The organism is Prosthecomicrobium pneumaticum, assembly GCF_014199915.1.
In the GTDB taxonomy this organism is placed as follows: domain Bacteria; phylum Pseudomonadota; class Alphaproteobacteria; order Rhizobiales; family Kaistiaceae; genus Prosthecomicrobium; species Prosthecomicrobium pneumaticum.
Window position 1 is genome coordinate 592,868 of sequence record NZ_JACHOO010000002.1, and the last position, 20,339, is coordinate 613,206.

At 69.5% G+C, this 20,339-nt stretch carries 16 protein-coding genes; 12 read left to right on the forward strand and 4 right to left on the reverse strand.

Features of this window, described 5'->3' with window-relative positions; genetic code table 11:
- The first annotated feature begins 5 nt into the window (after positions 1-5).
- Genes GGQ63_RS06460 through GGQ63_RS06470 form a run of 3 tightly spaced genes read left to right on the forward strand, consistent with a single transcriptional unit; the run spans position 6 to position 4,869 of the window.
- A complete protein-coding gene (locus GGQ63_RS06460; protein WP_183853732.1) occupies positions 6-2,084 on the forward strand; it encodes a hydantoinase/oxoprolinase family protein in 2,079 nt (692 codons plus the stop codon).
- Positions 2,081-3,862, forward strand: coding sequence for a hydantoinase B/oxoprolinase family protein (locus GGQ63_RS06465; protein ID WP_183853734.1), 1,782 nt, complete (start codon positions 2,081-2,083; stop codon positions 3,860-3,862). The genes GGQ63_RS06460 and GGQ63_RS06465 overlap by 4 nt, the downstream gene beginning before the upstream one ends.
- Positions 3,863-3,879: 17 nt before the next feature.
- Positions 3,880-4,869, forward strand: a complete 990-nt coding sequence (locus tag GGQ63_RS06470) for a quinone oxidoreductase family protein (protein ID WP_183853736.1) — start codon at positions 3,880-3,882, stop codon at positions 4,867-4,869.
- A gap of 21 nt (positions 4,870-4,890) precedes the next feature.
- Here the strand turns inward: GGQ63_RS06470 and GGQ63_RS06475 are convergent, their stop codons facing one another.
- The 4 genes from GGQ63_RS06475 to GGQ63_RS06490 form a co-directional block, all read right to left on the reverse strand.
- Positions 4,891-5,913: a glycosyltransferase family 2 protein gene (locus tag GGQ63_RS06475; RefSeq protein ID WP_183853738.1), complete on the reverse strand. Its 1,023-nt coding sequence runs from the start codon at positions 5,911-5,913 to the stop codon at positions 4,891-4,893.
- Positions 5,914-5,922: 9 nt separating this feature from the next.
- Positions 5,923-6,720: a phosphodiesterase gene (locus GGQ63_RS06480; protein ID WP_183853740.1), complete on the reverse strand. Its 798-nt coding sequence runs from the start codon at positions 6,718-6,720 to the stop codon at positions 5,923-5,925.
- A 75-nt stretch (positions 6,721-6,795) separates the two neighbouring features.
- Positions 6,796-7,611 (reverse strand): inositol monophosphatase family protein, encoded by an 816-nt coding sequence (locus tag GGQ63_RS06485; protein ID WP_343061094.1) that lies wholly within the window; start codon positions 7,609-7,611, stop codon positions 6,796-6,798.
- 19 nt (positions 7,612-7,630) lie between these two features.
- Complete coding sequence (locus tag GGQ63_RS06490; RefSeq protein WP_183853742.1) at positions 7,631-8,713, reverse strand: LacI family DNA-binding transcriptional regulator; 1,083 nt, start codon at positions 8,711-8,713, stop codon at positions 7,631-7,633.
- A 286-nt stretch (positions 8,714-8,999) separates the two neighbouring features.
- Between GGQ63_RS06490 and GGQ63_RS06495 the strand changes: the two genes are divergently transcribed.
- From GGQ63_RS06495 to GGQ63_RS06535, 9 genes are all read left to right on the forward strand, one after another.
- On the forward strand, positions 9,000-10,364 hold the full coding sequence (locus tag GGQ63_RS06495; RefSeq protein ID WP_183853744.1) for an ABC transporter substrate-binding protein: 1,365 nt from the start codon (positions 9,000-9,002) through the stop codon (positions 10,362-10,364).
- Positions 10,365-10,660: 296 nt separating this feature from the next.
- On the forward strand, positions 10,661-11,971 hold the full coding sequence (locus tag GGQ63_RS06500; protein WP_183853747.1) for a carbohydrate ABC transporter permease: 1,311 nt from the start codon (positions 10,661-10,663) through the stop codon (positions 11,969-11,971).
- Between the two features lie 8 nt (positions 11,972-11,979).
- Positions 11,980-12,804 carry a carbohydrate ABC transporter permease gene (locus tag GGQ63_RS06505; protein WP_183853749.1) on the forward strand — a complete coding sequence of 275 codons (825 nt, stop codon included), beginning with the start codon at positions 11,980-11,982 and terminating at the stop codon, positions 12,802-12,804.
- Positions 12,804-13,847 carry an ABC transporter ATP-binding protein gene (locus GGQ63_RS06510; protein ID WP_183853751.1) on the forward strand — a complete coding sequence of 348 codons (1,044 nt, stop codon included), beginning with the start codon at positions 12,804-12,806 and terminating at the stop codon, positions 13,845-13,847. The genes GGQ63_RS06505 and GGQ63_RS06510 overlap by 1 nt, the downstream gene beginning before the upstream one ends.
- Complete coding sequence (locus GGQ63_RS22390) at positions 13,844-15,337, forward strand: glycerophosphodiester phosphodiesterase (protein ID WP_183853754.1); 1,494 nt, start codon at positions 13,844-13,846, stop codon at positions 15,335-15,337. Before GGQ63_RS06510 ends, GGQ63_RS22390 begins: the two co-directional genes overlap by 4 nt.
- Positions 15,338-15,704: 367 nt before the next feature.
- A complete protein-coding gene (locus GGQ63_RS06520; protein ID WP_343061095.1) occupies positions 15,705-17,009 on the forward strand; it encodes an ABC transporter substrate-binding protein in 1,305 nt (434 codons plus the stop codon).
- Between the two features lie 159 nt (positions 17,010-17,168).
- On the forward strand, positions 17,169-18,062 hold the full coding sequence (locus GGQ63_RS06525; RefSeq protein ID WP_183853756.1) for a carbohydrate ABC transporter permease: 894 nt from the start codon (positions 17,169-17,171) through the stop codon (positions 18,060-18,062).
- Entirely contained in the window at positions 18,059-18,904 is an 846-nt protein-coding gene (locus GGQ63_RS06530; RefSeq protein WP_183853758.1) for a carbohydrate ABC transporter permease, read from the forward strand. Before GGQ63_RS06525 ends, GGQ63_RS06530 begins: the two co-directional genes overlap by 4 nt.
- A gap of 121 nt (positions 18,905-19,025) precedes the next feature.
- Positions 19,026-20,297, forward strand: coding sequence for an extracellular solute-binding protein (locus GGQ63_RS06535; protein WP_183853760.1), 1,272 nt, complete (start codon positions 19,026-19,028; stop codon positions 20,295-20,297).
- Positions 20,298-20,339 lie beyond the last annotated feature (42 nt).

Consider the following 20,339-nt stretch of genomic DNA (forward strand, 5'->3'; position numbering starts at 1 on the left):
CGCGGATGAAAACGATCGGCGTCGATGTCGGTGGCACGTTCACCGACCTCGTCTATTGCGACCTTTCGACCGGCGCGGTCGAGATCCACAAGGTCTCGACCACACCCGACGATCCGTCCCGCGGCGTGCTCACCGGGATCACGGAGCTTTGCGACATCGTCGGCGTGACGCCGGCGGAGATCGACACCGTGTTCCACGGCACGACGATCGCCACCAATGCCGTGCTCGAACACAAGGGCGCGACGACCGGGATGATCACCAATGAGGGCTTCCGCGACATCGTCCATATCGGCCGGCACCAGCGCGTCCTGCATTATTCGATCCGGCAGGAACTGCCCTGGCAGGACCGGCCGCTCGTCAAGCGGCGGCACCGCAAGACGGTGGCCGGCCGCCTCGTGCCGCCGACCGGCGCCGAGCTCGAACCGCTCGACGAGGCGGGCGTGCGCGATGCGGCGCTGGAGCTGAAGGCGGCCGGCGTCGAGGCGGTCGCGGTCTGCTTCCTGTTCTCCTATCTCAACCCGGCGCACGAGAAGCGGGCGGCCGAGATCGTCGCCGACGTGATGCCCGACGCCTTCGTCACCACCTCCTCCTTCGTCTCGCCGCAGTTCCGCGAATTCGAGCGCTTCACGACGGCCGGCCTCGCTGCCTTCGTCGGCCCGAAGGTGCGGCGCTATATCGCCCATCTCGAAGAGGCGCTCGCCTATGTCGGGGTGCGCGGCGAACTGCGCATCATGGCGTCGAGCGGCGGCGTCGCCACCGCGGCGATGGTCGCCGAGAAGCCGACGCTCACCCTCCTCTCGGGCCTCGCCGCCGGCGTGCTCGGCGGCGCCTTCGTCGGCGCCATCGCCGACCGCAGGAAGCTGATCACTTTCGACATCGGCGGCACCAGCGCCGATATCGGCATCATCGTCGACGGCCGTTTCGCGGAGACGGATTCGCGCTCCACCTCGATCGCCGGCTTCCCGCTGCTCGCGCCGATGATCGACATCCACACGATCGGGGCCGGCGGCGGTTCGATCGCCCATCTCGACCGCGGCGGCGCCTTCCGCGTCGGGCCGCGCTCGGCCGGCGCGGTGCCCGGCCCCGCCGCCTACGGGCGCGGCGGCGAGGAACCGACCGTCACCGACGCCAATCTGGTGCTCGGCCGGCTCGACGAGGACGATTTCCTCGGTGGCGGCATGGCGCTCGACGGCTCGGCCGCGCGCCGCGTCGTCGGCCGGCTCGCCGAGACGCTCGGCCTGTCGCTCGAGGAGACGGCGGAGGGCATCCTCACCGTCATCAACAACAACATGGCGAATGCCATCCGCTCGCGCACCGTGCAGAAGGGCATCGACCCGCGCGATTTCGCGCTCGTCGCCTTCGGCGGCGCGGGGCCCCTGCACGGCGCGGAGGTCGCCGCGATCCTCGGCATCCGCGAAGTGCTGGTGCCGCCCTTCCCCGGCATCACATCGGCGATGGGCCTGCTCACCACCGATCTCAAATACGATGCGGTGCGGACCCAGTTCCAGGTCTCGGGCGGCATCGATCTCGCTCGCCTCAACGCCGATCTCGCCGAGATGGAGGCGGGGCTCGACGAGCGCCTCGCCGCCGACCATGTGCCGGCGGAGAAGCGCGGTTTCCAGCGGACCGGAGACCTGCGCTATGTCGGCCAGGGTTATGAGCTGAAGGTGCCGATCCCCGCCGGCCCGCTCGACGAGGCGGCGCTCGATACGGTCTGGGAGGCCTTCCATGCCGCCCATGCCGCCGAATACGGCCACGCCTTCCGGCAGAGCCCGATCGAGATCGTCAATGTGCGGGTGAGTGGAATCGGCGTCATGCCGAAACTGAAGCCGCTCACCGCGCCCGAGGGCGGTTCGCTCGAGGCGGCGACGATCCGCACCGGGCCGTGCGTCTTCCGCGTCGATGGCGTGCTCGAGCGCTTCGAGACGACCTTCTACCGCCGCACCCTGCTGCCGGTCGGCGAGGCCTTCGCCGGCCCGGCGATCGTGCTGCAGCGCGACAGCACCACCGTGGTGCCGCCGCGCTCGATCGCCCGCGTCGACGCGGCGGGCAACATCCTGATCACGCTGGAGGCCTCCCGATGAGCGCGCTCGAAGCCGCGGCCGAATCCCGGATCGACCCGATCACCGCCGCCGTCATCCAGGGCGCGCTCGAGAATGTCGCGATCGAGATGGGCTACAAGCTGATGCGGATGAGCTATTCGAGCATCATTCGCGAATCGGAGGATTTCGGCGCCGCACTGACCGATCCGGAGGGCAACCAGCTCTGCGAGTGCAAGCTGTCGACGCCGCTGCAGTCCGGCCCGATCCCCGGCTATATCCGCGGCATCCGGAAGATCCTCGCCGCCCGCGGCGAGAAGATCCGGCCGGGCGACGTCATCATGCACAACGACGCCTATGCCGGCGCCTCGCACGGGCCGGACGTCGCCTTCATCGTGCCGGTCTTCATCGGCCAGACGCTCGCCGCCTTCTCGGCGACGACGGCCCACCATCTCGACATCGGCGCGGCGACGCCGGGCAGCGCCGGCATCGTCGAAGCGGTCGACGCCTATGCGGAAGGCCTGCAGTTCAAGGCGCTGAAGATCATCGACGAGGGCCAGTGGAACCGGCCGCTCTGGCAGATGGTGCGCGACAACATCCGGGCGTCCGATCTCGTCGTCGGCGACATGGAAGCGCAGATCAAGGCGGCCGAGATCGGCGCCGAGCGGTTCCGCGGTCTCGTCGACCAGTTCGGGCTCGAGGCGATCGCCGCCGCTTCCGCCGCGCAGATGGATTATTCCGAGCGGCTGATGCGCGACGCGATCCGGGGGCTCCCCGATGGCGTCTATGCCGCCGAGACGATCTATGACGGCTATCTCGACGATCCGAGCCCGAGCCGCAAGAACCTGCCGATCAAGGTCGCGGTGACGGTCGAGGGCGACGAGATCACCGTCGACCTGACCGGCACCGCGCCTCAGGTGCCCGACCGGCCGATCAACATGCCCTTTGTCGGCACGGTCGATTGCGCGATCTGGCTGACGCTGCGCTCGATCCTGCTCGACTCGGCGATCTATGGCGAGATCCCGCAGAATGCCGGGCTCACCCGGCCGATCCGGATCGTCGCGCCGCTCGGCTGCCTCGCCAATCCGATCTTCCCGGCGCCGACCATCGCCCGCTTCACGCCCGGCAATGCGATCGCCGACACGCTGATGCACGCGCTCGCCGCGGCCGTGCCGAAGCAGGTCTCGGCCGGTATCGGCAATCTGCGCGTCGTCTCCTTCTCGGGCCTGAAGGACGGCCGGCACTGGGTGCACATGGAGATCCTCGAAGGCAGCTATGGCGGCCGCTTCGGCATGGACGGCATGGACGCCGTCGATACGCTCTACGCCAACACCCGCAACAACCCGATCGAGGACATCGAATCGCACCTGCCGATCCGGGTCGAGGACTATGAACTCCGCCCCGAACCGCCCGCGGCCGGCGCCTGGCGCGGCGGCATGGGGTCGGTGCGCTCCTTCACGCTGCTCTCCGATGGCGCCTTCTCGATCGAGGGCGACGGCCATGGCACTGCCCCGTGGGGCTTTGCCGGCGGGGCGCCCGGCAAGCCCGGCACGCTGACGCTGCGGCGCGCCGACGGCAGCGAGAAACCGCTGCCTTCGAAGGTCGCCTATCACGAGGCGCGCACCGGCGACCGCATCGTGACGCTCGGCCCCAATGGCGGCGGCTATGGCGATCCGATGAAGCGCGATCCGCAGGCCGTGCTCGACGACGTGCTCGACGGGCTGATCGACGCGGCGACGGCGCTCACCGTCTATGGCGTCGCCATCGAGGACGGCCGGGTCGACGCGATGCGCACGGCGCGCCTGCGCGCCGAAGCGGCCTGAACGGAGGAGATCGAGCCATGCGCGCGATGCTGCTGCAGAAGCCGGGCGGCGAGGGCGAGGCCCTGTCGCTCGTCGACATCGCCCGGCCGGAACCGGGTCCGGGCGACGTGCTCGTCGAGGTCGCCTATTGCGGCTGCAATTTCGCCGACACGATGATGCGCAAGGGCACCTATCCGCACCCGAAGGGCTATCCGATCGTCGCCGGGCTCGAGATCGCCGGCCGTGTGGTGGCGCTCGGCCCCGACGTCACGACGCTCGCGATCGGCGACCGGGTCGCCGCCTTCTCGGAAGAAGCCGGCGGCTTCGCCGATTTCTGCACCGTCCCGGCCGAGCGCTGCGTCGTGCTGCCCGAGGCGATCGGCTTCGACACCGGCGCCGCCTTCCTCGTCCAGGGGCTCACCGCCTGGCACATGCTCCACACGGTCTCGACGACGAAGCCCGGCGACACGCTGCTCGTCCACGCGATCGGCGGCGGGGTCGGGCTCTATCTGACGCAGCTCGGCGTGCTCGCCGGCGCGCGGGTGATCGGGACGATCGGCACCGCCGGCAAGGAGAAGCGGCCGCTCGATTATGGCGCGGCGCTCGTCGTCAACCGCGCCGAGCGGGACTTCGTCGCGGCGATCGAAGAGTTTGCCGGCAAGGACGGCATCGACAAGATCGTCGACTCGACCGGCGCCACCATTCTCGACCAGAGCTTCGCGCTCATCCGCAAGCTGGGGCACATCGTCAGCTATGGCGAGGCGGAGGGAAAGCCCTTCCCCAATCTGTGGGAGAGGCTGGTGCGCAAGTCGCTCACCTTCACCCGCTTCCATCTCGGCCATTCGAACTTCCAGTCGCCCGAATGGCGGGCGGGTGCCGCCTTCGTCACCGGCGCGATCGCCGACGGGTCGCTCGCCGTGCCGATCGAGGCGGTGTTCCCCTTCGCCGAGGTGGGCGCGATGTACGACCGGCTCGAATCCCGCACCGTTTCGGGCAAGCTGCTGCTCGCCGTCCAGCCGGGGCTGTGACGCCACCAAACGGCCGCGGGATCAGACCGGCCGGACCGCCTTGATCAGGGCATAGGCGAGCCGGTCACGGCCGGAAGCCAGAAGCGCCCTCGCCAGCGGCGCGACCGCATTGAAGCGGCGGCGCCGGTGCCGGCGCAGATGCGGCCCGATCCGCATCATATCCGCGAAGGCACGCCGCGCGATCTCGGGCCGGCCCTGCCGCGCGGCATCGCGCAACTCTTGGAAGGCGATGCGAAAGAACCGCGGCGCAATGAGCTCGGAGACCCACCTCTCCCCGACGACCGGATCGTCCGGAAAGGTCGCCCGGAGCTTCTCCCAGTAGATCATCCGGGAGCGCGCCATCACCGGGCTGTGCGTCGTCGAGGAGGCGTGCACGCGCCATCGCGTCACCGCCCGGTCGACGAAGACCATTTCGTGGCCCGCGCAGAACAGGCGGAGGAAGAGATCGTCGTCTTCATAGCCGATCAGCCGCTCGTCGAAGCCGCCGAGCGCGCGGAACACAGCGACCGAAACCAGCGATGCCGCCGGAACGATGTAGAGGTCGTCCCGCAGGAGCGCCGCGAGGGAGGTCTTCGGATGCCGCTGCGGCAAGGCGTCGAGCATCGCTCTCATCACCATCCGCCCCGAGCGGTCGATACGGTCGAGATTGCCATAGGCGAGACCGAGGCCGCGCGGTCCGGCGGTTTCGAAGGGCTCCCTCAGGATGGCGAGATGGTCCGGGTACCAGACGTCGTCCTGATCGAGAAAGGCGACGTGGCTGCTCGATGCGAGGGCCACACCGAGATTTCGGGCCGATGACTGGCCGCCATTCGGCTTTTCGGCGAAGCGGATCGGCGCGCGAGGATGCTCCGCGGCGACGGCGCGCGCGACGCCGAGGCCGTCATCGGTCGAGCCGTCGTCGACGACGATGATCTCATCGGCCGGCACGGTCTGCCGGATGACGCTCTCGAGCGCCTCGCGGATGAAGGGCGCTCCATTGTAGAGCGGGATGACCGCCGCGACCGTGACAGAGCCCACCCGCGCGCCCTCAGCATCGGAATGCATTCCTGATTGTTAGGCGGGTAGCGGGTCCCGGGCAACAGCGGTCGCGTCGAGCCGCACCGGAAAGTCGTGGAAGTGTACCACCACACCCGCGGCATCGATCAGGATCACCGCATAGGCCGGCGGCTCCTCGATCGTCGCACCCTGCCCGGTGGTGAAATCGAAGCTCGACTGATGGTTGGTACCGCGCAGCGCCGAGAAGGTCAGCCCCTGCCAGCTGCCGGTCACGGGGCGGTGGACATGACCGGCGAAAACGTGGCGGACGTCGCCGTGGCGGCGGCAGGCGGCGAGGAACGCCTGATCGTCGAGGAGCCGGACGGCGTCGAGCACCGGCATGTGCAGCCGGAAGGGCGGGTGGTGCAGGAAGATGTAGACCGGCCGGCCGGCGGCCTCCGCGAGGCGCGCGTCGAGCCAGGCGAGCCGGTCATCGCAGAGCCGGCCGGGCACGGCCCCCTGATCGAGCGTGTCGAGAAGGATCAGCCTTCCCTCCCCGGTGTCGACAACGGTCTGGACGAAGCCGTGCTCCACCGGCACTTCCGGGAAGACGGCTCGAAAGGCCGCGCGGTCGTCGTGATTGCCGAGCATCAGTCGGACGGGAACCGGAAACCGCGCCAGCCGGTCGCGCAGCGCTTCATAGGCGGCCGGCGCGCCCGCATCGGCGAGATCGCCCGAGAACACGACGAGCGCGGCGTCGCCGTGATGGGCGGCGATATCGGCGAGCGCCGCATCGAGCCGGCCGAGCGGATCGAGCCCGTGCAGGCGTTCGCCGGGCGCGACGAGATGGAGGTCGGTGACCTGGATGATCTTCATGGCCGTCGTCCGGTTCGCGAGGGAAATCGGACGACGGCGTAGCGGGAGAAGACTGCGGCCGCGTGACGGCTGCGGTCAGAAGAAGCGCTCGACCCCCGCCGCCTCGACGAGCGCCGCGAGCTCCCCGCGGATCTGCGGCGCGCCGGCGGCGATGCGATTGCCATTGAGGATGCCGTCGCCGGCGAGGAAATCATTCTGCCAGCCGCCCGCCTCGCGGATCAGGCAGAGGCCGGCGGCGCAGTCCCAGGAATTCATGTGGTGCTCGAAATAGCCGACGAGGCGGCCGGCGGCGACATAGGCGAGCATCAGCGCGCCGGAGGCGTTGCGGTAGAACATGCCGCCCGATGCGAGCAGCACCTCGACGAAGCGCGCCACATCGGCGGCCGGGATGCGATGGTTGCAGCCATAGCCGAGCAGGCCCTCGCCGAGCCCGCGCTTCGGCTCCACCCGCATCGGCGCGCCGTTCAACGTCGCGCCGAGCCCGTCGGCGGAGGAGAACATCTCCTCCGAGGTCGGCTTGTAGATCACTCCGACGACCGGTCGCGCCTCTTCCACGACGGCGATCGAGACGCACCAGTCCGCCATGCCGGCGAGGAAGGGGCTCGTGCCGTCGATCGGATCGACGATCCACAACGCGCCGGAGGTGCCTTCGGTCAGACCCTCCTCCTCGCCGAGCACGCCGTCTTGCGGGAAAGCGACCGCGACGCGGGCGCGGATCAGCGCCTCGACGGACCGATCGGCGATGCTGACCACGTCCTGCCCGCCCTTCTTGAACTCGACGGCGAGGCTCGCCAGCCGCTCGAAATAGGACATGGCGAGAGCGCCGCCCTCGCGGGCGAGTTCCTCGGCGAGACGGTGGCGGGCGGCGATATCGGCGGCGGAGAGGGGCACGAGCGGTCCTCGACGGGGTTCAGACGGGAAGCGGGCAGGAGCGACGCGGCACCAGCGGCACCGCGACGCGAATCGTTACCGGCGATGATTGCGGGAATTCGCGGCGGCGCTCCAGCAGGCCGATCGCCTCCGCCGCCATGCGCGCCGGATCCTGACGGAACGTGGTGAGCGCGTAGGATTCCCAGCCGGCCTCGGGAATGTCGTCGAAGCCGATCACGGCGAGATCGTCGGGCACGCGCAGCCCCCGGCCGCGGACGACATCCATGAAGCCGAGCGCCATCAGATCGTTGACACAGAACACCGCATCGGGCGCCGGACCGGCATCGAGCATGGCCGCCGCCGCCTCGCGGCCGCCGGCATAGCTGCTCTCGCCGCCGCGGCCGATCCGGACGGCGAGGCCCCGCTCCTCCGCCGCGGCGCGGAACGCCGTCTCGCGCTCGACGACACTCGGCGTCGCCCGCACCGCGCCGACGAAGCCGAGGCGACTCCGGCCGAGCGCCGTGAAGAGCGCCACGGCCTGCGCGGCGGCGCCGGCATTGTCGGCGTTGACATGGTCGGAGCCCGGCTCGAACCGGCCCATCAGGACGAGCGGCTGGCCGTTGCGGCGGGCGAGATCGACCACCGCGGCGGGCGGCGAGCCGGAGAGCACGATCGTCCCCTCGACGCGATAGCCGACGAGCATCTTCTGCGCCGCGGTGATGTCGGCGGCGCTGCGGCCGGTGTTGACGACGATCGGCGCCCGGTCGCGCAGCACCAGCGCGCGGGTCAGCGCTCCGACGAGATGAGCGCGAAAGCCCTCCTCCGGCGCGGTGACGACGAGGCCGATCAGCCGGCTCTTGCGCGACAGGAGGCCCCGCGCGAGGTCGTTCACCTCATAGCCGAGTTCCTCGGCGGCGCGCACGATCCGGGCGCGCGTCGCCGGGGCGATCGAGGCGCCGGGGGTGAAGGCCCGCGACACGGCGGAGCGGGAGACGCCCGCCCGCGCCGCGACCGCCTGGGCACTCGGATAGGCCGCCGCCGGCTCCGCGGCGGAGCCCGGCGAGGCGCCCTCGGCCAGTCCGGGGGTGTCCGGTCCCCCACCCGGACGATCCTCAGCGGCCATCGACCGCACCGCGGGCGGGAACGACGCGAGGGCGTCGCAGCACAGCGTCAGGATCGTCCGGGGGGCCGGGGAAACACATTGCACATAAATTGCACAAACTCGCCGGTCCGTCGATCGTCATCCGGCGATCGGTATCCGAACAGCATTACAGAACGATGATGGAGATCTTGCCTGCCGGGCCAAGGCAGCCGCGAGGTTCGACCGCGTTATCAAGCTGTCATCCGATCCGGGTAGCTATGGATTGCACATAGTGTGCAACCACATCCCATTCCGGGGGACTTCCGACATGCTCAAACGCCCGCTCCTCCGCGGCGGTCTCGCCGCCGCAGCGCTCGTTGCGGCGCTCGGCGCCGCGCCGGTCGCCTTCGCCAAGGACGTCACGGTTTCCGTCTGGGCCGGCGGCACCAGCGAGCCCGACCATTACCGCATCGACGCGATCAAGATCGCCGCCGAACAGCTCGAGCGCGAGGCGCAGATCGACGGCGAGGACCTGAAGATCACGGTCGAAGGCCGCGCCTTCAACGGCTGGGACGAGTTCAAGCAGGCCTTCACGCTCGCCGCCCAGTCCGGCACCGGCCCGAACATCCTCGTCACCGGCCATGAGGACATCGCCACCTGGTCGCAGTCGGGCCTGATCCGGCCGATCGAGAACTATGTCGATTTCGACGCCTGGCCGCTCTCCGACCTCTACCCCAATCTCGTCGACATCGCCTCGCTGAACGGCACGATCTACGGCGTGCCGCAGGACGCGGAATCGCGCCCCTTCTTCGCCTGGATCCCGCATCTGAAGCAGATCGGCTGGAGCGAGGCGCAGATCGCCTCCCTGCCCGAGCGCGTCGCCAATGGCGAATACACGCTCTACGACATGCTCGCCGATGCGAAGAAGATGCAGGACGCCGGCGTGGTCGAGCCCGGCTACGGCTTCTACCCGCGCAACTCGAACGGCCCGGACTACTGGCAGTTCTACACCTCCTTCGGTGGCGAGATCGCCGATCCGGAGACCGGCAAGCTGGTCTTCGATCGCGCCGCGATGCAGCGCACCTACAAGTTCTTCGCCGATGCGGTCGCCATGGGCGTGACGAAGAAGAACCATATCGGCATGCCGGGCGACCAGTGGTGGCATGAAGTGGCGACCGGCAAGGCCGGCTTCTGGCACGGCGGCACCTGGCACTTCGCCCGCTACACCGGCAAGGAAGGCAACAAGGACTTCTTCGGCACCACCCAGTTCTCGCTGATCCCGGCGGGCGACAAGGGCATCGGCCGCGCCAACACGCTCACCCATCCGCTCGTCTATCTCGTCACCGCGAAGGGCGACGAAGCGGAGGCGACGATCGCCGCGCGGCTGATCGCCATAGCCTCGGAGCCGCGGATCAACGTGCTGCACGCGATCTCCTCGGCCCATCTCGCCATCTCGCAGGCCGAGACGACGATCCCGCTCTACTCCGAGAACCGTTGGGCGGCCGAGGCGACCGAGCGCCTGCTCGCGACCGCGACGGCGATGCCGAACCACAGCCAGTTCAGCCCCTATTGGGACATCTACTGGAAGGGCCTGCTCGCCACCTGGACCGGCGAGAAGACGCCGGACCAGGCGGTCGCCGAGGCGGAAGCCGCGGTCAAGGAACAGCTCGGCGACGCGATCATCATCCGCTGAGTGGACAGCCCCTCTCCCGCCCCTGCACATGGCGGGGGAGGGTTCCGCTTCGGGCCAGGGTGCGGCCTTCACACGAACGGCCGTCACCCCGGCCTCCGTGCCGGGGTCCATGATCGTGAGGCGGGGCGCTGCTCGCGTCCTTGGCCGCGAAGTGGGCCTCGCCGACGGTGCCCATGATCCCGAACCGGAACGGTTATGGATGCCGGCACGGAGGCCGGCACGACGAAGGTCGTTCTCCGCGTTCAACCATCCGAACCCGCCCATTCCCCCTTTCATCCCCATCCCGAAAGGAAGCCATGTCGTCCTCCGCCCGTCTCGGCCTTCTGATGCTGGCGCCGGCGGCGATCGTCGTGGCGCTGCTCTTCGTCGCGCCGGCGATCCTGACCGGCGTGTTCTCCTTCACGAGCATGACGACCGCGACCGGCATCACCGGCGGGGCGTGGCAATTGACGAGCGAGGCGATGGGTCGGCTGCGCTCCGCCGGCCTTGCCGCAGCAACCGTCGACGCACTCGCCGCCGAGCATTATCGCATCGACGAGACGACGCTCGCCACGGCGGCGGACGCGGGTGTCGCGGCCGCGACGATCGAGGAGCTGCGCACCCGGCACGGCGGCGAGACCTTCGACAACCGGCGCGATTTCGAGCGCTTCCTGAAGGGCCTCGCGGCGAAGCCCGCCAATGTCGCGGCGCTGAAGGCGGCGGTGCCGCCGTTCCGCGTCTCGATCGTCAATGTCCGCTATGAGACGGCGGCGGCCTTCGATGCGGCGGTGGCGGGCTCCGGCGTCGCGCTCGATGCCGCAGCCCGCGATCTCGTCGGGCGCGAGGCCTATACCGGCTGGCGCTGGACGACGGCGAATTACGGGCGGCTCGCCGCCTCGCCCGAGACGCTCGCCCGGCTCGGGCGCACGCTCCTCTACGTCGCCTCGACCATCCTGTTCTTCAATGTCGGCTTCGCCCTCGTGCTCGCCATCGCCACCTATTACCTGCCGAAGGGGCCGGGTGCCGCGGTGCGCGCCTTCTGGCTGATCCCGCGCGTGATGCCCGTCGTGCTCTATGTCATGCTGTGGAAATGGCTCGCCTGGGATGGCGGCTTCCTGTCGACCGTGCTCGCCCCGCTCGGCGTCGCGCCGCGCAACTGGCTGCTCGACAGCCCGGTCAATGCCTGGATCTTCATCGTGCTGATCAACGGCTTCATCGGCGCCTCGATGGGCATGATCATCTTTTCGAGCGCGATCCGGGCGATCCCGCAGCCGCTCTTCTACGCGAGCGCGGTCGACGGCGCCTCGACGCTGCAGCAGGTCCGGCACGTCATCCTGCCGCAATTGCGCTGGCCGATCCTCTTCGTCACCTCGTACCAGACGCTGTCCCTGCTCGCCTCCTTCCAGGAGATCCTGCTCGCGACCGATGGCGGACCGGGCTCCTCCACCGAGGTCTGGGCGCTCGCCGCCTACAACACCGCGCTCAACAGCTACACCGGCAATCTGCAATACGGCATGGGCGCGACCCTCGCCGTCGTGCTGGTCGTCGTCGGCATCCTCGTCTCGCTCGCCTATCTGCGGCTCTTCAACTTCGCGGCGCTCGTCGAGCGGCCGCGCATCGAGCAGTGAGGCCCGCCATGCCGAACCGCCTCCGCAGCCTGATGATCCTCGGCCTGATCGGCATCGCGTCGCTGCCGCTCATCGTCATGCTCGCCTTCCTGGTCATCGATTCCTTCAGCGCGAGCCCGCCCGGGACGCTCATTCCCGACCGATTCACGCTCGAGCACTGGCGCTTCCTGTGGCAGACCCTGCCCGGCCGGCCGAGCATCTGGACCGCGACGGCGAACACCTTCCTTTTCGCCGGAGCGACCGGCACGCTGCTCGTCGCGATCTCGTCGACCGCCGGCTACGCGCTCGCCCGCCTCGACCTGCCCTTCCGCGCCTTCTTCCTCGGCGGCGTGCTCGTCATGCACGCCTTTCCGACGGTGACGCTGATCATCGCCATCTTCCTCGTGCTGCAGGTGACCGGGCTCTACAACACGCTCGCCGGCGTCGTCCTCGTGAAGACCGCGCTCAACCTGCCGCTCGGCATCTGGCTGATGAAGGGCTTCTACGACACCGTGCCGTGGGAGATCGAGATCGCCGGTGTGCAGGACGGCGCCAGCCGTTTCACGGTGTGGCGCAAGCTCGTCCTGCCGCAGGTTCGGCCCGGCCTCGCCGCGCTCGGTCTGTTCTCCGTCATCGATGGCTGGAACGAGTTCATCCTGCCGCAGGTGCTCGCCCCGCGCAGCGACGTGCAGGTGCTCTCGGTCTATCTCGCCGGCCTGATCTCGGACGATTCCCGCTTCGATTTCCACCTCTTCAAGGCGGTGGGGCTGTTCTACGTCCTGCCGGTGACGCTCATCTACATGATCTTCCAGAACCGACTGATGTCGATCTACGGCGGAGGGACGAAGGGCTGATGCGCATCGAATTGCAGCATTTCTCCAAGCGCTTCGGCGACACCGTCGTCGTCTCCGACATGAACCTCGTCGTCGAAGAGGGCGAGATGATCGCGCTGCTCGGCCCGTCCGGCTGCGGCAAGACGACGACGCTGTTCGCCATCTCCGGCGTGCACCGGGTCGACGAGGGCCGCATCACCATCGGCGGCCGCGACGTGACGCGGCTGCCGGCACAGAAGCGCAATGTCGGCGTCGTCTTCCAGTCCTACGCGCTCTATCCGCACATGACGGCGCGCCGCAATATCGGCTTCCCGCTCGCCATCCGCGGCATGGAGAGGCGCGCCGCCGACAGGGCGATCGACGAGATGGCGGAGCTGCTCGAGATCCGGCCGCTGCTCGAAAGGCGGCCGGGCGAGCTCTCCGGCGGCCAGCAGCAGCGCGTCGCGCTCGCCCGTGCGCTGGTGCGCCGGCCCGACGTGCTCCTGCTCGACGAGCCGCTCGCCAATCTCGACGCCCGGCTGCGGCTCGACATGCGCGGCGAGATCCGCCGCATCCAGCGCGAGACGCACACCACGGCCATCCTCGTCACCCACGATCAGGTCGAGGCGATGTCGATGTGCGACCGCATCGCCATCATGGACCGCGGCCGCGTCGTCCAGATCGCCGCACCGGCGGAGATGTACGAGCGGCCGGCGAGCCGCTTCGTCGCGAGCTTCCTCGGCAGCCCGCCGATCGCCTATCTGCCGGCCGCCGCGACCGAGGGCGGGCTGCGGGTCGGCGACGCGCTGGTGCCCTGGGCGGGCACCGCTCCGCGGGATACCCCGCTCTCGATCGGCGTCCGGCCGGAGGATTTCGGGCCGGACGGCCCGATCCGGCTCGCCGGCACCGTCGCGGCGGTGGAGAGCCATGGCCGGGAAATGCTCTATGCGGTCGATCTCGCGCTCGGCGCGCGTCTGCGGGCGATCCAACCCGGCATCGCGCGCGCACGGATCGGCGAGGCCGTCGCCTGGGGCTTCGACCCCGCTCGGATGCTCGTCTTCGACGGCGAGGGGAGGCGCCTGTGACCGACGATTTCCGGGCGGAATTCGTCCGCCGGCACGGCTGGCCGGAACGGGCCGCGCTGGCGCCGCTCGCCATCGCCCATCGCGGCGCGAGCGCGCACGCGAACGAGAACACCCGCGCCGCCTTCGAGAAGGCCGCGACCCTCGGCGCGGCGATGTGGGAGCTCGACGTGCGGCTGTCGCGCGACGGCGTGCCGGTGGTCAGCCACGACGCGACGCTCGCGCTCGCCGACGGCCGCCGGGTGACGATCGCGGACCACGACTGGGCGGCGCTCGCCGGGGTGGCGCTCGCCCGCGGCGGCACGATGCCCGCATTCGCCGCGATCGTCGATCTCGCGGCGGAGGCCGGCTGCGGCCTCTATGTCGAGGTGAAGGAGCGCGCCGCGGCGGGCGCCGCGCTCGCCGTGCTCTCCGCCGGCGCGGCCCCCTTCGCGGCGATCGGGTCGTTCGACCACGACACGGTGCGCGACCTCGTCGCGGCCCGGTCCCGCTTTCCCGTCTCCGTCCTGGTGCGGATGGCGGAAGATCCCTTCGCGGCGGCGGAGGCGACGGGGGCCGCGATCATCCATCTCTGCTGGGAGCGCGACGGCGCGGATCCCGACCGGCTGGTGACGGATGCGCTCATCGCGCGGGCCGCCGCGGCGGAGCTCGGTGTCGTGCTCTGGCACGAGGAGCGGCGGGACGTGCTCGACCGGCTGATGGCGAAGCCGGTGCTCGGCATCTGCACCGACAAGCCGGAGATGATGAACCGCTACCGGCCCGATCCGGCTCTTCCGATCGGCGTTGTCTGCCACCGCGGCATGGCCGCGCTCGCGCCGGAGAACACGTTGCACGCCGCGCGGCTCGCCTTCGACCAGGGCTTTCAGACCGTCGAACTCGATGTGCACCAGCTCGCCGACGGCACCATCGCCGTTCTGCACGACGCCACGCTCGACCGCACCACGTCGGGCCGCGGCCCGGTCGCTGCGCTCGACCGGGCGGCACTCCACGGCGTCTCCGCCGGCCTGTGGTTCGATCCCTTCTTCGCCGGCGAAGGACTTCCCGAATTCGGCGAAGTTCTCGCCGCCGCCGGTCCGGATGGCGGGCTCTATGTGGAAGTGAAGGCCGGCGACGCCGCGGCGATCGTGGCCATGGTCGAGGCGGCCGGAGCGCTGCCGCGCTCGTTCTTCTGGAGCCCCGATCCGGCGATCCGCGCGGCGTTGCGTGCGCTCGGGCCAAAGGTGCGCCTGATGGCGCAGCGGACGCCCTATCCGAGCCTCGATGCGGCGATCGCCGCCGAGGGCGCGGCGATCGTCGAGTTCGATCCCGACTGCGACGACCTCGGCGAGATCGCCGCCTGCCGGACGCAGGGCGCCGAGGCGATGATCAAGTATTTCGGGGCGGATCCAGCCGAGATGGCGCGACTGATCCGGTTGCGGCCGGACCGGATGAATCTCGACCGGCCGGACATCTTCCTCGCCGCCTATCGCGCCGTGCTCGCCGCCCTCGGCTGAGCCGGCCCGCCCCCGCTCCGCCGCGGCCTGCAACGCGGCGGAGCGGGACCGCCGCCCGCGCCGGTCCACCCGTCCGTCCGGTCCGCATCACAGCCGCCGCTCCTTCAGGGGCGCGGTCGGCGTGATCGCGCCTACCTCCGCCGGCCCCGCCTTTCCTCGACCGCTCCTCTCCTCGGCCGCTCTCCGCTCGGCGTCATCCTCCCCCGCCTCCCGGCGCATTTCTGCCGCGCGAGAAGGGTTGGCGCCGTCCGGCGCCCCTCCCTGACGACGCGCCATCTTGCAGCGCGGGAGAAGTCGTTATAACGTCCTTACGTCATAAGCGGAGCCGTGCCGGGGAGCGCGGCCCAATCCAGAGCAGGAGAGCTTCGTGAGCAGTCTCGGCATCAAGGGTCTGATCCTGGGCGGCGCCTTCGGCGCGCTCGTTGCGGCCTCGGCGGGCGGCGCGTTCGCAGAGGACGTCACCGTGTCCTTCCTCACCCACTGGCCCCCCGAGACGGTCGCGAAGCTCGAGGCGGCCGCCGCTGCCTACCGGAAGGATCATCCCGGCGTCGCCGTCACGGTGCGCGCCGTTCCCTTCGGCGACCTCCTGACCACCATCCGCTCCTCCGCAGGGCAGGCGAGCGGCCCGACGATCGCCGGCATTTACGATCTCTGGCTGCCCGAGCTCGTCCGCGACAAGCTCGTCGCTGCGGCACCCGATACGAATGCCGCGGAGGTCAAGGCGGAATGGCCGGCCGGTGTGGCGACCGCCGCCTCGGTCGGCGGCACGGTCTATGGCTATCCGAACGAGATCGACGTCTACGCGCTCAACTACAACAAGAAGCTGTTCGCCGAAGCCGGCATCGACGCGCCGCCCAAGACCTGGGACGAATTGGTCGCCGCCGCCGCCAAGCTCTCCGACAAGGATGCCGGCCGGCAGGGCTTCGGCATGATCAACTCCTGGGCGGCCGGTGTCGTCCATCCCTTCGCCTCGCTGCTCGCCTCGAATGGCGGCGCGCTGGTGGTGGACGGCAAGCCGGCGCTCGACAGCGACGCGGCGAAGGAGACCTTCGCGCTCTATGAGACGCTCGTGAAGGCCGGCTCCTCCGAGGCCACCATGGGCACAGCCGACGCCAACACCACCGGGCCGTTCCTCGACAATTTCGTGTCCGGCAAGACCGGCATGATCATCATGGCGAACTGGTGGGAATCGGCCCTCAAGGCCGGCATGGGCGACGCCTTCGCCGACATCGCCACCGCGCCGATCCCGGTCGGACCGAAGGGCGATGGCCCGCACTCGATCTCCTATTCCTGGCTCACCGTCGTCAGCGCCGCGGCCGCCCCCGCCGAGCAGAAGGCCGCCTGGGACTTCCTCGCCTGGCTGAACGGCCCGACCTCCGGCGCCAACGGCGCCTCGGCGATGGGCGACATCCTGCAATCCATGGGCATCCTGCCGACCCGCAAGTCCGACGTCGCGGCCTTCAAGGACCGGCTCGATACGCCCTTCCTCGCCGGCTATGTGAGCGTTCTCGAAGAGGCACGGCCCTTCCCCGTCGTGCTCGGCGGACAGGAATTCACCGAGGCGCTGCAGGCGCAGATCGAGGCCGTGCAGTTCGGCCAGGCGAGCGCGGCCGATGCCGCCGCGGCGGCGCAGGCCGACGCCGTCTCGATCCTCGAGCGCGCCGCGCAGTAACCCTTCACTTCGCGCGCGCTTCCGTGCGTCATGGCCGGGCTCGTCCCGGCCATCCACGCCTTTCCTTCCGCGGCGGACCGGGGAGGACGTGGGTGCCCGGGCCGAACCCGGGCATGACGGCGGGAGGATGTATTCCGGCCTTCCCGATACGGACCCCTCATGACCGGCTTCGGCCTGCGGCGCTCAACGATCGCGATGCTCGCTCCGAGCGTCGGGCCGATCGCGGTGTTCGTCCTCCTCCCCCTCCTCCTGACGCTCTGGCTCGCCTTCCAGCGCTGGTCGTCGCAGACCCCGTTCTCGACCGCCACCTTTGTCGGCCTCGACAATTTCCGCGAGATCTTCGGCGCCGGCTCGGTCGGCAGCGACTTCAAGCGGGCGCTCACGAACACCGCGCTCTATTCGGCGCTGTCGATCGCGCTCATCCTGCCGCTCTCCGTGCTCTTCGGCATGCTCATCCACCAGGCGCGGCCGAGAGGGGCGACGTTGCTGCGGACGATTCTCTTCGCCACCTACATGGTGCCGATGATCGCGGTGGCGCTCGTTTTCTCGAAGCTCTATTCGCCGACGGAGGGGCCGCTCAATCAGGTGCTCGGCCTCGTCGGCATCGGCCGGCAGCCCTGGCTCTCCTCGCCCTCCTCGGCGCTGGTCTCGCTCGTCATCCTCAATGTCTGGCAGCAGGTCGGCTATTTCACCGTGCTCGCCATCGCGGGCCTCACCCAGATTCCCGACAGCGTCTATGAGGCGGCGAAGATCGACGGCGCGCGCGGCCCGCGCCTCTTCGTCTCGATCACCTTGCCGCTCCTCAAGCGTACGCTCGTCTTCTGCGCCGTCATCGCCCTCATCAATGCGGTGCAGGTGTTCGAGCCGGTGGCCCTGATCACCCAGGGCGGGCCGGTCGGCGCGACGAACGTCGTCACCTATCACATCCGCCGCGTCGGCATCGAGCGCGCCCAGGGCGGGCTCGGCTCGGCGATGGCGGTGACGCTCCTGCTTGCCCTCGTCGTCGCGGTCAGCGCCGTCTTCGCGGCGGTGCGGAAGGAGAAGCAGCGATGAGCGCCCGCCTCCCTTTGCCGACGCCCGGCCGCGGCCTCGTCTACCTGGCGACGATCGCCATCGCGGTCGCAGCCGCCTTCCCGCTCGCCTGGATGATACTGTCGAGCCTCAAGACACCGGCCGAGACGATGCAGACCCCGCCGGTCTGGCTGCCGGCGAGCCCGAGCCTCGCGGCCTATGAAAGCGTCGCCGATCTGATCGCGGTCGGGCGATCCTTCCTCAACTCCGCGCTGATCGCCGGCATCACCACGGCGGGCATCCTCGTCACCAGCCTGATGGCGGGCTTCGCCTTCGCCAAATACGAGTTCCGTGGCCGCAACACGCTGTTCGCCGCGATGATCGCGACGATGTTCCTGCCGCCCATCGTCACGCTGATCCCGCTCTACCGGCTCGTCGGCTCGATCGGCCTCGACGGCAATCTCGCCGGCGTCATCCTGCCCAATCTCGCCAATGCCTTCGGCATCTTCCTGATGCGCCAGTTCATCGCCGGCGTGCCGAACGAGCTGATCGAGGCGGCCCGGCTCGACGGCGCTTCGGAGATGCGGATCGTCTTCCGCATCGTCGCCCCCGCGGTGACGCCGGCGCTCGCCGCGCTCGCGCTCTTCGCCTTCGTCTATCACTGGAACAGCTATCTCTGGCCGCTCACCGTCCTGCAGGGCCGCGACGAGGCCTATCCGATCGTGCTCTCCCTGTCGCGGCTGCTCTCCTACAACCGCTCGGCGATCAACACCAATCTCGTGATGGCCGGTGCCACTCTCGCCGTGCTGCCGCCGCTCGTTCTCTTCGTCTTCCTGCAGCGCTTCTTCGTGAAGACGATCGTCTCGTCGGGGATGACGGGATGACGGCCCGCTCTGCCGCCGAACTTTCACCCCCGCTCAATTTCTCTCTTGCCGGCGGGCGAAGATCGACTCTAAGGTCAGGACGTTATAACGACATAATGTCGATGATCAGAGGGACAATCTCATGACGGAACGGATCGAGAAGCGTCGCCGCTGGAAGGCCCCGGTCGCGGCTGCCGCGATGTTCGGCGCGCTCGCGGCCTTGGCCGCGCCCGCCTTCGCGCAGACGACGGTCACGCTGTGGAGCTGGCGGACCGAGGACGAGGCGGCGATGAACCGGATCTTCGACGCCTTCGAAGCGAAGAACCCGGACATCAAGGTCGACCTGCAGTTCACGGCCGATGCGGACTATCAGAACCGCCTGTCGACCGCGCTGCGCGGTGGCGCGGGCCCCGACATCGCGCAGCTGAAGGCCTATGGCGAGCTGCAGCCGCTCGTCGAGGCCGGCTATCTCGAAGCGCTCGACGAGAGCGTTCCCGAGCTGAAGGCGTTTCCCGAGACCGCGCTCGGGGGTTCGCGCGCCGTCTCCGATGGCCTCATCTATGGCGTGCCCTATTCGACGCCGGTGATGGGCGTGTTCTACAACACCGACATCTTCGCCGCGCAGGGCATCGAGATTCCGAAGACCTACGAGGCCTTCGTCGCGGCCTGCGAGAAGCTCGAGGCAGCCGGCATCCTGCCGATCGCCGCGGGCGGCGCCAACGGTTCCGGCTGGGCGCTCGAGATCAGCCTCGGCGTCGTCGGACCGACCGTCTACGGCCCCGGCTTCTACGACGAGATGATGAGCGGCAAGGCGAAGTTCACCGACCCGCGCTTCGTCGCGGCGCTCGAACGGGTGAAGGCGCTCGCGCCCTATTATTCGGACGGCTTCGCCGGTGTCGACTATACGACCGCCACCCAGCAGTTCATCGCCGGCAAGGCGGCGATGTTCTTCGGCGGCGCTTGGGAGAATGGCAGCTTCAAGAGCCAGAATCCGAACCTCCACTTCTCGATCTTCGCCTTCCCGACCGACAAGGCCGAGGAGCCCGCCTACACATCGACCTTCTCGGACGGCTCCTACGGCCTCGTCGCCGACAGCGAGAACAAGGACGCGGCGGTCGAGGTGCTGCGCTTCATGGCCTCGGCCGAATTCGCGCAGCTCTTCGCGGACGAGCTGGGCTGGCCGCCGGCCCGGATCGACGCGACGGCGAACGACCCGGTGCTGAAGGCGATGCTCGAGATGCAGAAGCACGCGACGCCCTACCTGACTCTGGTCGGCTACCGCTGGCAGACGCCGACCGCCTCCTCGGTCATCCAGGCCGGCATCATCGACATGATCGAGGGCAAGATTGCCGCCGAGAAGCTCGCCGCCGATACCGATGCGGCGGTCTCCACCTGGTTCAAGCCGAAAGAGTGATGCCGATGCGGGCCGCGGCGACGCGGCCCGCCCATAAGGCGC

Coding starts and splice junctions, on each gene's coding strand:
- GGQ63_RS06535 (WP_183853760.1), top strand. CDS start 19,026: ATGACGGAACGGATCGAGAAGCGTCGCCGCTGGAAGGCCCCGGTCGCG.
- GGQ63_RS06490 (WP_183853742.1), bottom strand. CDS start 8,713: ATGGCCGCTGAGGATCGTCCGGGTGGGGGACCGGACACCCCCGGACTG.
- GGQ63_RS06530 (WP_183853758.1), top strand. CDS start 18,059: ATGAGCGCCCGCCTCCCTTTGCCGACGCCCGGCCGCGGCCTCGTCTAC.
- GGQ63_RS06460 (WP_183853732.1), top strand. CDS start 6: ATGAAAACGATCGGCGTCGATGTCGGTGGCACGTTCACCGACCTCGTC.
- GGQ63_RS06495 (WP_183853744.1), top strand. CDS start 9,000: ATGCTCAAACGCCCGCTCCTCCGCGGCGGTCTCGCCGCCGCAGCGCTC.
- GGQ63_RS06510 (WP_183853751.1), top strand. CDS start 12,804: ATGCGCATCGAATTGCAGCATTTCTCCAAGCGCTTCGGCGACACCGTC.
- GGQ63_RS06500 (WP_183853747.1), top strand. CDS start 10,661: ATGTCGTCCTCCGCCCGTCTCGGCCTTCTGATGCTGGCGCCGGCGGCG.
- GGQ63_RS06470 (WP_183853736.1), top strand. CDS start 3,880: ATGCGCGCGATGCTGCTGCAGAAGCCGGGCGGCGAGGGCGAGGCCCTG.
- GGQ63_RS06505 (WP_183853749.1), top strand. CDS start 11,980: ATGCCGAACCGCCTCCGCAGCCTGATGATCCTCGGCCTGATCGGCATC.
- GGQ63_RS06525 (WP_183853756.1), top strand. CDS start 17,169: ATGACCGGCTTCGGCCTGCGGCGCTCAACGATCGCGATGCTCGCTCCG.
- GGQ63_RS06475 (WP_183853738.1), bottom strand. CDS start 5,913: ATGCATTCCGATGCTGAGGGCGCGCGGGTGGGCTCTGTCACGGTCGCG.
- GGQ63_RS06480 (WP_183853740.1), bottom strand. CDS start 6,720: ATGAAGATCATCCAGGTCACCGACCTCCATCTCGTCGCGCCCGGCGAA.
- GGQ63_RS06465 (WP_183853734.1), top strand. CDS start 2,081: ATGAGCGCGCTCGAAGCCGCGGCCGAATCCCGGATCGACCCGATCACC.